Origin of the sequence: Kitasatospora sp. NPDC085895, from assembly GCF_040702125.1 — a bacterium.
GTDB classification, from domain to species: domain Bacteria; phylum Actinomycetota; class Actinomycetes; order Streptomycetales; family Streptomycetaceae; genus Kitasatospora; species Kitasatospora arboriphila.
Window position 1 is genome coordinate 1 of the sequence record NZ_JBFBJY010000080.1, and the last position, 13,283, is coordinate 13,283.

Here is a 13,283-nt window from a genome sequence, read left to right on the forward strand (position 1 = left end):
GCGCCGCTGCCCTCGGCCAGCAGGTAGAAGAAGTGGTTGGCGACGCCGGACGAGTAGTGGACGTCCAGGGAGCCCACGGAGGAGGACCAGTAGTCGGCGGAGCGGCCGTCCTTGGAGGGCTTGTCCATGTAGCGCAGCGGAGTGCCGTCGCCGTGGATGTCGACGAGTTCGCCGATCAGGTAGTCGCCCTTGTCGGCGGCCAGGTTGGCGTAGAACTCCACGCCGGTGCCGAAGATGTCGCTGGTGGCCTCGTTCAGGCCGCCGGACTCGCCCGAGTAGTTCAGGCCCGCCGTGTTGGCGGTGACGCCGTGGCTCATCTCGTGGCCGGAGACGTCGAGCGCGGTCAGCGGGTGGGTGTTGGACGCGCCGTCGCCGTACGTCATGCAGAAGCAGCTGTCGCTCCAGAACGCGTTGGAGTAGTTCTTGCCGTAGTGCACCCGGCTGTAGGCGCCGACACCGTCGTTGCGGATTCCCAGGCGGCCGAAGGTGTTCTTGTAGAAGTCCCAGGTGACGGCGGCGCCGTACTGGGCGTCCACGGCGGCGGACTGGGTGTCGGAGACCGAACCGTTGCCCCACACGTTGTCGGCATCGGTGTAGAGCGTCCCCTTGCCGCCCTGCTTGCCGTTCATGGACACGGTGTACTGGCCGCCGCGGGTGGCGTCCTTCAGCTGGTACGTCGTGCCGGTGTAGGTGGTGGTCAGGGTGACCGAGCCGACGAAGACGCCCGTGCCGCTGCCGGTCGCGTTGGCGGTCTGCACCTGCTCGTGGCTGGACAGCACCTCGCCCGTGGCGGCGTCGGTGACGACCACCTGGCTGCTCGGGGTGCCGTCGGCGCGGACGCCCCCGACGGTGGTTCGGTGGGCCAGTCGCGGGGTGCCGGAGGCCGCCCACACCACCAACTGCGCCGGTCCCGGCCGGTCGACCGAGACGAGGGCGGGCTCGTCGCCTTCCGGGGCTCCGACGGTGGCGGCGACCGCGTCGTGCGCCTTGGAGGCGGCCTGCGCGGCGGTGAGCTTCGGGGTGAGCGATGCGGGGGCGACCTGGCCGGCCACGGCGCGGTCGGCGGAGCGTATGGCGCCCTGCGCGCTCTGGTGGACGATCAGGTCGCCGCCCAGGACGGGCAGACCGGCGAAGGTGCGCTCGTAACGCACGTGCCGGGTGCCGTCGGGGTCCGTGATCGTGTCCTTCACGATCAACTGCTCCTGACCCGACAGGCCGAGGGCGCGGGCCACAGCGACGGGCGCCGGCGCGGCGTGGGCCGATCCGGCACCGACCTGGATCGCCCCGGCAAGGACGACCGAGGAGGACAGAACGGCTCCGACGGCGAGCTTTCGCTTCATTCGGTTCCTTCCGTGGTGGGACCGCGGGTGCGCGGTCGCGCCGGCTCCGAGGCGCCGGGTCGGCGCGGGCTGAGGGCGGAGCCGGCTGGTGGGTGGAGCGGGCAGGGGGTGGAGCGGGCTGAGGGTGGAGCGGGCGCCGGCGGCGCGTCCCGGCGATCGGCCGGCATCCGCCACCCGGCGGGGGAGCGGCCGGACAGTACGCCGTGGTGCTCGGCCGGAATCATGACGAAGGATCAGGCATACGGGAAAGGGCGGGCGCGCAAATGGCAGGATTTCGCCACAGCGGGCGATGTTCCCGTCGGATTTTGGTCGGGAATTTCCGGGCCAATATCTGCTGTCAGATCCGTCCTCAGCCGTCCGCGCCGCCCGTACGCCGAAATTCGGCCGGGTCGTGCGCGGGGCGCAGGGCGTGCGGGGGTGGTGGCGCAGTCCCGCCACGTATTGACACTTGTCGGTGAGAAGCCGATTCAGTATGCGGCGGAGTGGCATCCGGAAGGTGTCATGAATTCTTTTCAGGGCATGACTCGGCGGCGAATGCCTAAAGGACATTCGCCGCGGCGCGGGCAGCGTCTCGCACCTCGGCACCGGTGGCAGGGGTGGGCCGTACCTGACTGAGCGCCGATCGACCGTGGTGTGTCACACCCGTGGACGGACGGACGGACGGACGGGCGGCCGACCGGGCCTCGACGTGCCTCGGGGTGGCGTCCTCCGGGCTGCAGGCCGAGTGGCCGGCCGGGTGGCAGGCGGAGGCGCGGGCGGAGCGCCGCGTTGTCGCGGTCCGGTGCGATGTGGTGCCGGAAGCGGCACGGCCGGGGGAGGCTGCACCGCCGGTTTGCCTGGGGGCTGAGCGGTCGGCGGAGTGCTCGCGTCGGTGGTCCGGGCGGGCGGGCTGGCGGGCTGGCGTGCGGGTGAGCTGCGTTGCGGGGAGGCGCGTTCGGTCCGTCCGTCAACTGCCGAGTGCCTGGCGCCCGCAGGCGACGGTGTGATCCAGCCGCGCTGCCCCCTCCGGTTGTTGACGGAGGGGGCGTCCTGGCCGTTTGGAGGCGCCGCATCCGCTACGGGTGTGCCGGTCTGTGACGGCCCCTTGAGTTCTCCGAGGCCGCGAAGCGCCCGCGACAGTGCATCACCTCAGCGAGAAGGCCTCGGCGAGCAGCTCGACCTGCGTCGCGAGCAGGGTGTCCCCGGTGTGGCCCATGCCGGAGAAGTGGCCGGACACCTCCAGGCCGATGGTGCCGTGCAGGGTGCTCCAGGCGAGGACCGTTCCGGTGAGGGCGGTGGCGACGGCTTCGGGATCGTCCGGGGCGCTGGCGGCCACCCAGGCGGCGACGGCCGTGTCCGCCGCCAGCCAGGCCCGCATCTGGGCGAGCACGGGGGCGGTGGCCGGGGCCGGGGTGCCGGCGGCGAAGACCGGCAGGAAGGGCGTGAGGACGGCCCGGGCACTCGCGAGGGTCTCCGGTGGTGCGGTGTAGCCGGGGGTCGGGGTGCCCTGGATCAGCAGGTAACGGTGGGCCTGCGCGACGGCCCAGCCACGGTAGGCGGTGGCCAGGGCGTGCAGACGGGCGCGCGGGCCGCCGCGCGGGTCCTCGGCCGCGGCGACGGCTGCGGCGGCGTCCTCGTAGGCGTCCGAGATGAGGGCGCCGAGCAGGTCGTCCCGGCTGGCGAAGTAGCGGTACAGCGCGGGCCCGGACATGCCGAGCTCCTTGGCGATCTTCACCAGGGCGAGCGCTGCGGTGCCGCCCTCGGCCAGCTGCCGCAGTGCGGCGGCCTTGATCTCGGCGCGGGTCTGCTCGCGGTAGCGGGCGCGCGGGCCGGTGGTGCGGGAGTCCGCCATCTCGGCTGCTCCTCTCCGTGTCGTCTCGTTCGTTACGGCTTGTCGCTCCGGCGAGAGTCTCTCACGGCTGCGCCTCCATCTCGCTGACGATTCATCGCCCTTGCGATCTCCAATCGCAACAGTTACAGTCTCTAACAGAAGCGAGGGCAACTCGCGAAAGAAATGGCCTGTACCGAACGGACCAAAGGAGAGGGGACACCATGAACACCCAGGAGCAGCAGCTGCACGTCGTGCTCGGCGCAGGCCCGGCCGGCACGACCCTCGCGGCGGAGCTCGCCCGCCGCGGCCACGCCGTCCGTCTGATCGACCGCTCGGGGGAGGGCCCCGCGCCGCTGGGCGTCGAGCGCCGCGCCGCCGACGTCTCCACCCCCGCCGGTGCGCTGGCCGCCGTGCAGGGCGCCGACGTCGTCTACCACTGCGTCAACGTCGGCTACCACCTGCAGGTCGAGCTGATGCCGCTGATCCAGCGGGCCGTGCTCGGCGCGGTCGAGGAGACCGGCGCCCGCCTGGTCGTGCTCGACACCCTGTACCCGTACGGCCCGACCGGCGGCGCGCCGATGACCGAGCGCACGCCGTGGAACGCCGTCAGCCGCAAGGGGCGGATGCGGGCCGAGCTCGACGAGGTGTACCTGGCCGCGCACCGCGAGGGCCGGGCCCGGGTGGTGCTCGGCCGCGCGGCGGACTTCGTCGGCCCCGGCGTGCTCAACTCCACTCTCGGCGGCGCCGTCTTCCCGGCCGCGCTCACCGGCGGCGAGGTGTTGGGCCTGGGCGACATCGACCTGCCGCACAGCCACACCGACATCCGGGACGTCGCCGTCGGGCTCGCCACCCTCGGCGAGCACCCCGAGGCCGACGGCCGGGTCTGGCACCTGCCGACCGCGCCCGCCCGGACGCCCCGCCAGATCCACGCCATGATCGAGGAGCGGACCGGCCGACCGCTGAACGTCTTCGTGCTGGACGCGCCGCGGCCCTTCGGCCCCTTCGACGAGGTGTTCATGGCCGAGTACGCCGAGATGTTCTACCAGCACACCGAGCCCCAGGTGGTGGACTCCGGCGACTTCGAGAGGGCCTTCGGCACGGCCCCGATCCCGCTGGAGCGCACCCTCGACGAGACCCTCGACTGGTACCGGGACCTGCTGTCCGCCCACGCCCCGCGCTCCTGAACCGATGGCCCGGCCGCACAGCGGGACGCCGCCGGACCGCCGCCGGACCACCCAGGGGCGGCTCCCGGGATTGCCGCCGGATCCCCCCGGGGCGGCTCCCGGATCACCCCGGACCGCCACCGAACCACCAGAGGGCCACCACCGCGGCATCACCCCGCCTACGGCCGCCCGGACGGTTCGTCCAGATCCGGTTCCACGGGCCCGCCGGCCACCGCCGGCGGGCCCGGGCCGTGCGGCCCGATCGTGATCTCCCGGCGGCACGGGCAGTCCGTCCCGCCCCCTACGATGACGGGCATGAACACTGGGGGGCCGGAGAGACGGCTCATCGACGGCCGTTTCGAACTGCTGCAGTGCCTCGGCGGCGGAGGCATGGGCCTCGTCTGGCGCGCCCGCGACAACGCCCTTGAGCGCGAGGTCGCGCTCAAGGAGGTCCGCCCGCCGGACCCGGCGATGCTCGCCGGTGACCCGGTCGCCGCGCAGGAGCTGCGCGAGCGCGTCCTGCGCGAGGCCCGTGCCCTGGCCCGCCTCCAGCACCCCAACGTGGTGATCATCCACCACATCGTCGACACCCCCGACCAGCCGCACCCGTGGCTGGTGATGGAGCTGGTCAGCGGCGGCAGCCTGGCCGACCGCCTCGTCCAGGGCCCGCTGTCGGTGCCCGAGGCCGCGAGGATCGGCCGCGGCGTGCTCGCCGCCCTGCGTGCCGCGCACGCCGCCGGCATCCAGCACCGCGACGTCAAGCCCGGCAACGTGCTGCTGCGCACCGACGGCACGCCCGTCCTCACCGACTTCGGCATCGCCGCCATGCAGGACGCGACGGCGCTCACCGCCACCGGCTCGCTCATCGGCTCGCCCGAGTACATCGCCCCGGAGCGCATCCGCGGCGGCAGCGGCGACGCCTCCTCCGACCTGTGGTCGCTCGGCATGATGCTCTACGTCGCGATCGAGGGCCATCACCCGCTGCGCCGCAGCACCACGCTGGCCACCCTGGCGGCCGTCCTCGACGAGCCGCTGCCGCCACCGGTACGCGGTGCGCAGCTCGGCCCGCTGCTGGGCGCCCTGCTCTCCCGGGACCCTGCGCTGCGACCCGACGCCGAGATGCTCGACCGGCTGCTCGCCGCGGCCGAGCAGGACGAACCGGCCGCCGGTCCCGCCCACTGGGCGCCCACCGTCAAGGAGACCTTCAAGCAGTCCGGCCCGCCGGAGTCGAGCTCGGGCTCCACCCCCCAGCCGGTGTTCGGCGCGCCCACGGGCACCCCCGCCGGTGCGCCTGCGGGCTACGGCGTCCCGGCAGTCCCCGGGGCGTTCGGTGCGCCCGCCGCCGGGTACGGCTACCCGCAGCCCTCGACCGGCCCCGTCGCCGGGTACGGCCACCCGCAGCAGCCCGCCGGAGGCTACGGCTTCCCGCAGGCGCAGCCGCCGGCGCCGTCCGGCCCGAACGGCGGCGGGTACGGGTTCCCGCAGTCCCCGACCGGCGGCATGAGCGGCTACGGCCACCCGCAGTCGTCCACCGGCCCGACCAACGCCTGGACGCCGCAGAACGGCCACCCGAACCACCCCCCGGCCAACGCGTCGCGCGGCCGCACCGTGCTGCTCACCGCCTCGGTGGCCGGCGCCGTGCTCGCCGGCGTGCTGGTCTGGAACAACATCCAGGACGACAACGGCGGCACCGGCTCCAACGTGACCGGCACGAGTACCGGCAGCAGCACCGCGGCCGGCACCACCGGCACCACCGGCAGCGGCACGCCGGCGGCCACCGCCACCAAGGCCGGCGGCAAGAACGCCGCACCCAAGGACCTGCTCTCCACGGACGGCGTCAAGGCGGTGGTCGACGCGATCAAGCCGGTCGCCGGCACCTCGATGATCAACGAGCTGACGGTCTACCCCGAGTACGCGATCGCCGAGACCCCGAAGACCGACAACCCCAAGCTGTACGACCGGATCGACTACCGGAACGGCCACACCAGCAAGACCCCGGGCGGCAGCGTCATCGGCGACGACAAGCCGGTGGACCTGAACGGCTACGACTGGAGCATCATCCCGGACCTCCTGCAGAAGGCCAAGGACACGCTCAAGGTCCCCAACCCCACGAGCCGTTACCTGATCATCGGCCCGGACATGTTCGACGGGACGCCGACCATCCGGGTCTACCTCTCGGACGCCTACGGCAGCGGCTACCTCTCGTCGGACACCAAGGGCAACGTCTTCCGGACCTACCCGCACGAGTGACGCCGCCTGCGGACCGCGCACCTCCGGGCCCGCCCGAGGTCCGCGGGCGTCCGCGGTGATCCGCAGGACCAGCACCGGATTCCCGCGATCCGCAACGGATCGCGGTGACCCACAGCCGACTGCCGGGATCCGGTGCGGCAACGATGCGACCGGCCTCCGGCACGTCGGGGCGTGACCGTGGAACGGTCATCCCCGACACACCGGAGGCCGTCATGTCGACCACCCTCCCCCGCACATCCGCCCCGGCCGGGGCCCGCGCATCCGCCCCGGCCGGGCCCGCCGCACCCGCGGCCGCCGGACCCGAGGCCGGCACCGCCCCACCGGAGACGCCGGTGCCCTCCGTGCCGCCGACCGAGACCCCCGAGTGCGAGGCGTCCACCTGCCACGGGATCTCCCTGCCGGAGCCCGTCGAACTCCACGACGCCTGGCCCGGCTGGATCCCGATCGCACTGATCGCCGTGCTGGTGATCGCCTGTGCCGGCTTCGCCGTGGCCCGGATCGCCGCCTTCTGACCGGACCGCCGCCTTCTGAGGGGCCGTCGGCCGATCCTGGCCATCGCTGCGTCGTCGCTCCGCCACCCCGCGGGCACCTCACCGGCCGCAGCGTGACAGGCTGGTCCGTCCCGTCGCGGTCCGTGCGGCGGCAGGCCCGAGGAGAGGCATGGACACCCCGCAGCCGGTCGACATCCCGGACGCCCACTGGCTCAACCCGCCCGCGTCCGCCGTCCCGGACGGCCGGGTCCTGGTCGTCACCACCCGCGACCGCAGCGACTTCTGGCGCACCACCGGGTACGGCTTCGTCCGCGACGACGGGCACGCCCTGCTCGCCCCGCTGCCGGACGGGACCGCGGTCGAGGTGTCCTTCGTCGCCGACTTCGACACCCTCTACGACCAGGCCGGGGTGATGGTCAGGGTCGACGAATCGACGTGGACCAAGGCCGGGGTCGAGATGTCCGACGGCGTGGCCCACCTCGGCGCCGTCGTCACCCGCGGAGTCTCCGACTGGTCGCTGTCGCCCGTTCCCGAGTGGCACGGCCGTGAGGTCACCGTCCGGGCCAGCCGCAGCGGCGACGCCCTCACCGTCCGGGCCCGCTGCGAGGACGGCCCCTGGCGGCTCGTCCGGTACGCCCCGCTGACCCCGGAGGCACACGCCACGGCCGGCCCGTACTGCTGCTCCCCGCAGCGCGACGGCCTCCGGGTCCGCTTCACGGCGTTCACCTTCGGTCCCGCCGACAGCGCCCTGCACACCGAGGACTGAGACCGGGCGTCCCGAACCGTGCGGAGCGGTACGGATAATGACCCGGTGTCCACTCCAGAGGTCTCGGCCCGTGAAGCCGACGTGCTCGCCCTGCTCGGCGAGCACCTCAGCAACGCGGAGATCGCCGCGCGGCTGTTCATCTCCGCCCGCACGGTCGAGTCGCACGTCTCCTCCCTGCTGCGCAAGCTGGACCTGCCGGACCGGAGGGCACTCGCCCGGCGGGCCGCACCCACCCGCACCGGTCAGCCGCACCCCGAGCCCGCCCCGCCGACGCCGACGCCGGCACCGCGCGCCCCTGTCCCCGTCCCCGCCCCCGCCCTGCCGGCGCCGCTGACGGCGTTCGTCGGCCGGGTGCGGGAGCGCGGGGAGTTGGCCGAGGCGGTGAAGCAGTACCGCCAGGTCACCGCGGTCGGCCCGGGCGGTGTGGGCAAGACCCGGCTGGCCCTGGCCGTGGCGGCGGAGGCGGCCGGTGACTTCGCCGACGGGGCGTGGTTCGTCGACCTCGTCCCGGTCACCGACCCCGGGCGGGTGGGCGCGGCGGTCGCGGCCGTCCTGGGCGTGGCCGAGCAGCCCGGCGGCACCCTCGACGATGCGCTGCTCGCCGCCCTGGCGGACCGTCAGGCTCTGTTGGTGCTCGACAACTGCGAGCAGGTGCGCGACGGAGTGGCACCGTTCCTGGAACGGCTGCTGGCGGCCTGCCCGGGGGTGCGGGTGCTCGCGACGAGCCGCGCCCGCCTCGTCGTGCCGTTCGAGCGGGTCCTCCCCGTTCCGCCGCTGTCACGGGCGGGCGGCACGGAGTCGGAGGCGGTGACCCTCTTCCTGGAGCGGGCGGCGGCCGTCGGACCGCCCCCGGACCCGGCGCTGCGCGACCGGGTCGCCGCCGTCTGCGAACGGCTCGACGGCATGGCACTGGCGATCGAACTGGCCGCGGCGCGCTGGCCCACGCTCGGCCCGGACGGTCTCGCCGCCGGCCTCTCCGACCAGCTGCGGATCCTGGCCGGCGGCTCCCGGGCCGACGACCGGCACCGGTCGGTACGGGCGGCGCTCGACTGGAGCCACGACCTGCTGACGCCGCAGGACCGCGCCCTGCTGCGGCGGGTGTCGGTGTTCGCCGGGCCGTTCACCGCGGACGCGGCCGCCCGGATCGCGGGCTTCGACCCGCTGGACCCGGCCGCGGTCGCCGACGGCCTCGGCAGGCTCGCCGAGCAGAGCCTGCTCACCGTGACGCACTCGGCGGCGGGTACCCACTACAGGGCCCTGGAGACGATCCGCCAGTACGGCGCCGAACGGCTCGCCGACGCCGGCGAGTCGGAGGAGACCGGCGCCCGCCACCTGCGCTGGTGCACCTCCGCCGCGACCGCCCTGCCCGCCGCCGGCGACCCGGACCTGCGGACCCGCTTCGACACGGTCGCACCGGACCTCCGTGCCGCCCTCGGCCGGGCCGCCCTCGGTCGCGCCGCGCTGAGCCGGGCCGCAGTGCCCCGAGGGACGGAGCACCCGGGCCGGGACGCGGAGGCCCATCGGCTCGCCCTCGCCCTGGCCCGGGCGGCCTTCGACTGCAACCTGCTCGGTGAGGCCCAGCAGACCTACGAGCTGGCGGCCGGGTTCGCCGGCGGCGCCATGGCCGAGGTCGTCGACACGGCCGACGCAGCCACCACGGCCGACGCCGCCGACAGGGCTGCCGCCGCCGACAACGAGCCAGGTGCGGCGGAGCTCCGGCACGCCGCCGGGGTGGCCGGCTGCCGCAGGAACGGCGACGACATGTTCCGCCTCCACCGGGCCGCCGGCGAGGCGGCCCGCCGGGCCGGGGACACCGCCGCAGCCGCCCGCGACCTGGCGACCGCCGCCACCGTCGCCCACCGCTTCTCCAGCTCCTTCGCGCAGCTGCCGACGGCGGACGAGGTGAAGGCGCTGCTCACCGCCGCGCGCGGCCTCGCCGGCGAGGACCCGGCCGCGGCCGCGGCCGTCGCCCTGGCCGAGGCGGCGGTGCTCGCGGACGCGTACGGGTCCGTGCAGGGCGCCGTCGAGAACACCGCCCAGGAGACGGTGGTTCTCGCCGAGCGGGCCGTCGCACTGGCCCGGGGTGCGGGAGACCCGGTGGCGGAGTCCGCCGCCCTCGACGCGCTCTCCGGCGCCCGGAGCTGGGCCGGCGAGGCCTTCGCCGCAGCGGCGGCCGCCCGGCGGCGGACGACCGTCCTCGCCGCGGCGCCGCGGACCCCGGCCGCCACCCACGAACTGGTCGACGCCCTCGCGATGGCCGCCGGGACGGCCGTGGGTGCCGGCGACCTGCCCGGGGCCCGTCGCCTGGGCCGACAGCTCGCCGACCACCCGCTGCTGGCCGAGGTGGGCCACCACGCCACCTCCTGGCTGCTGGTCGCCGACGCCCTGGCGGGCCGGGCCGGGGACGTGCTCGCGGGCAGTGCGGCCTTCCTGGACGCCTGGGAGCGCGGCGGCCGTCCGCGGTCGTTCTCGCTCGGTCCCGCGGCGGCGTCCGTCGCCATGGTCCACGGCCTGCGGGGCGACCGGGAGGCCCGGAACGCCTGGCTGGCGGTGGTCGACCGGGCGGGCACGGGGCCGGAGCACCGCCACGGCTACGGTGCGGTCTTCGACGCGATCGTCCTGCTCCACCACGGTGATGCGGACGCGGCCATGGAACGGCTCGCGCCCGAGCCGGACGAGGTCTGGAAGTGGGTCTCCTGGGTCTGGCTGCACTGGTACGCGGCCCTCCGGGCGGAGGCCGCCGTCCTCGCCCGGCACCCCGGGGCCGCCCGCCGCATCGCCGCCGCCCGGGCGCTGGTGGCGGGCAATCCGGTCGCCGCCGCGCAGGTGGACCGCGCCCAGGCCCTCCTCGACGGGGACCTGCCCGGCCTGCTCGCCACCGCCGAGGGCTTCACCGCAGCCGGATCGCCCTACCAGTCCGCCCGCACCCTCGTCCTCGCCGGCGCCCGCCACACCGCAGCCGCCACCACCGCCCTCACCGCCCTCGGCCTCCCGCCCGGCCCCGCCCCCTACCTCGGCACCGATCCCACCCGCCGTCCGTAGCGACCGCCCCCACCTGCCATCGGCACCCCCGCTCCCGCCGCCGTCGCGGCACTCGCCCGCCGGGTCCGTCCCGCGCTGCCGTCCGGTCGCCGTGGGGGGTGGGGCGGTGGTTCGATGCAACGGGCGGGGGTGCAGGGGTACCGTCCGAGGAGAAGGCGGTGGCGGCGGTGGACGAGGCCGGGGTCGGCCGGGTGGTCGGCGAGTTCCTGGAGATGTCCCACGAGGTGGGGCCGCGCGACATCGCCGGCCTGGTCGACGACACCGCCCGGGCGCTCGGGATGGCCGGCGCAGCCGTCTACCTGGCCGACCTCCAGCAGGTCCGTCTGGTGCCGCTGCCCGACGACCGGCCGCGCGGGCCCGGCGGCGACGAGGCGGGCGTCCCCGTGGAGGGCACCCTCGCGGGCTGGGCGTACCGGACGATGAAACCGCAGGAGTCGTCCGCCGACGGCCGGGTCGAGCTGTGGCTGCCGCTCGTCGACGGGGTGGAGCGGATCGGCGTCCTGCGGGTGACGGCCGCGGCTCCCGGCCCGGCGGTGCACGAGCGGGGCCGCACGCTGGCCTCGCTGACCGCCCTGCTGGTGGTCTCGAAGTCGGCGTTCAGCGATGTGATGGCGGAGGCCGTCCGGAGCCGGCCGATGACCCTGCAGGCCGAGCTGGCCTGGGCGTTCATGCCGCCGCGGACGCTGGGCACCCGCAACGTCACCTCGTCCGCCGCCCTGGAGCCCGCGTACGAGATCGGCGGTGACGCCTTCGACCACAGCCTGCTCCGGGACCGGCTGCACCTGACGGTCGTGGACGCGATGGGCCACGACCTGGCGTCGGGCGGCGCGTCGGCGGTGGCGGTGGCGGGCAGCCGGTCCACCCGGCGGGCCGGCGGCGGTCTGGCGGACATCGCCGAGGCGGTGGACGGGGCGCTGGCGCGGTGGATCCCGGACCGGCTGCTGACCGCGGTCTTCGCCGAGCTCGACACCGGCACCGGCCGGCTCAGCTGGGTGAACTTCGGCCATCCGCCGCCGCTGCTGATCCGCCGTCAGCACGTGGTGCCCCGGGCGCTGGAACGCCCGGCCCATCTCCCGCTGGGCCTCGGCAAGGGCTATCCGCGCGGGCCGGTCACCGTGCACCGGGCGCAGCTGGAGCCGGGGGACCGCATCCTCGTCCACACCGACGGGGTGACCGAGGCGAGGTCGGGGGTCGGCGACCTGTTCGGCGAGGAGCGGCTGGTCGACCTGGTGGTGCGCTCGGCCGCGGCCGGCGAGCCGGCCCCCGAGGCGCTGCGGCGGCTGATCCTCGCCCTGCTGGAGCACCAGGACCACCGCCTGCACGACGACGCCACGATCGTGCTGGTGGAGTGGCATCCCCGCGGCTGACCGGTTCCAACGGCCGACCGGCCCCGGCGGCGCCGACCGCGCGGCAGCCGACACGTCGGCCTGCGGCGACGTCCGGCACGGCAGCGTGCCCGGCGCCCGGCACGAGGGCCGAAGCATCGCACACGCAGCATGCCTTTTCTGGAACACTGAGTCACGCCACGGGCACACGAGGTGTGTCTCCGGGCTCCGCCGTGGCGTGCGCAGGTCCGTCCTGTCGTGCGCAAGGGCCGCCGGCGGAGCGGGAATTCGCCGAGGGGGGCGTGATGGACACCGTCATCGTGCAGCTGCCGGACACCGGCGGGGGACCGCAGGCCGAGCCGCGGCTGCTGCGGATGGGCCCGGACGACTGCGCGGACTTCGGCCGCGGCGCACCGGGCAGGCCGGTCGCGATCCCGCTGCCCGACCAGGGCGTCTCGCGCCGGGCCGGCGAGCTCACGGCGGCCTCCGACTACTGGCGGCTGTCGAACTTCAGCCGGTCGGCGACCTACGTGGTGGAGAACCTGGAGGGCGCGGGGGAGCACCTCAAGGTGGCGCCGGGGCGGCTGGGGGCGCCGGTGCCGTTCGAGTTCTCCCGGGTGGTGCTGCCCTCGCTGGGCGGCGGCTGCCACTTCAAGGTCTTCGCGCCGCAGCACGCCTACCTGGACCGGGCGCAGGCCGGGCCGCCGGGCGAACACACCGTCAGCCCGTTCGCGCTGGACGCCACGGCGAAGTACTTCCTGGTGCTGGTGGCGCTCTGCGAGCCGCGGCTGCGCGGCACCTCCGCGGCCGTCCCCGGGGTCGGCGACGTGGTGGAGCGGCTGCGCGGGGGTCCGGGCGCCGCCGGGCCGAGCCGGTCGGCGGTGAACTACCACATCGACTACCTGGCGGAGTCCAAACTCCGGCTGCGGCCGGAGGGTTCGGAGGACGGGGCGGGGCCGCTGCGCAAGCGCGAGGAGCTGGTCGACCTGGCGCTCCGCTTCGACCTGGTGCGCGAGGAGCACCTGGCGCTGCTGCCCTCCCGCCGGGAACGCCGTGCGGCGGGTGCCGGGTGAGCCGGGTGAGCCGGGTGAGCCGG

Annotated in this window: 9 protein-coding genes; 7 read left to right on the top strand and 2 right to left on the bottom strand. The window is 75.2% G+C overall.

The features are described from left to right. Together AB0442_RS33760 and AB0442_RS33765 are read right to left on the bottom strand one after the other, a co-directional pair. Window positions 1–1,340: M4 family metallopeptidase (locus tag AB0442_RS33760; RefSeq protein WP_366167414.1), on the bottom strand; the 1,340-nt coding region annotated here is incomplete at its 3' end. 1,123 nt (window positions 1,341–2,463) lie between these two features. Next, window positions 2,464–3,171, bottom strand: a complete 708-nt coding sequence (locus AB0442_RS33765; protein WP_366167415.1) for a TetR/AcrR family transcriptional regulator — start codon at window positions 3,169–3,171, stop codon at window positions 2,464–2,466. A gap of 200 nt (window positions 3,172–3,371) precedes the next feature. Here AB0442_RS33765 and AB0442_RS33770 point away from each other — a divergent pair, with 200 nt between their 5' ends. The 7 genes from AB0442_RS33770 (at window position 3,372) to AB0442_RS33800 (ending at window position 13,260) form a co-directional block, all read left to right on the top strand. Further along, window positions 3,372–4,334, top strand: coding sequence for an NAD-dependent epimerase/dehydratase family protein (locus tag AB0442_RS33770; protein WP_366167416.1), 963 nt, complete (start codon window positions 3,372–3,374; stop codon window positions 4,332–4,334). 294 nt (window positions 4,335–4,628) lie between these two features. Beyond that, a complete protein-coding gene (locus tag AB0442_RS33775) occupies window positions 4,629–6,563 on the top strand; it encodes a protein kinase (RefSeq protein ID WP_366167417.1) in 1,935 nt (644 codons plus the stop codon). A gap of 212 nt (window positions 6,564–6,775) precedes the next feature. Continuing rightward, window positions 6,776–7,075: a hypothetical protein gene (locus AB0442_RS33780; RefSeq protein ID WP_366167418.1), complete on the top strand. Its 300-nt coding sequence runs from the start codon at window positions 6,776–6,778 to the stop codon at window positions 7,073–7,075. Window positions 7,076–7,223: 148 nt separating this feature from the next. Continuing rightward, complete coding sequence (locus AB0442_RS33785) at window positions 7,224–7,820, top strand: DUF1349 domain-containing protein (protein ID WP_366167419.1); 597 nt, start codon at window positions 7,224–7,226, stop codon at window positions 7,818–7,820. A 45-nt stretch (window positions 7,821–7,865) separates the two neighbouring features. After that, a complete protein-coding gene (locus tag AB0442_RS33790; protein ID WP_366167420.1) occupies window positions 7,866–10,862 on the top strand; it encodes a LuxR C-terminal-related transcriptional regulator in 2,997 nt (998 codons plus the stop codon). Window positions 10,863–11,020: 158 nt separating this feature from the next. Further along, complete coding sequence (locus tag AB0442_RS33795; protein ID WP_366167421.1) at window positions 11,021–12,229, top strand: PP2C family protein-serine/threonine phosphatase; 1,209 nt, start codon at window positions 11,021–11,023, stop codon at window positions 12,227–12,229. Window positions 12,230–12,492: 263 nt separating this feature from the next. Beyond that, the gene (locus AB0442_RS33800; RefSeq protein ID WP_366167422.1) at window positions 12,493–13,260 is read left to right on the top strand and encodes a serine/threonine protein kinase; all 768 of its coding nucleotides are present in this window, start codon (window positions 12,493–12,495) and stop codon (window positions 13,258–13,260) included. The last annotated feature ends 23 nt before the right edge of the window (window positions 13,261–13,283 follow it).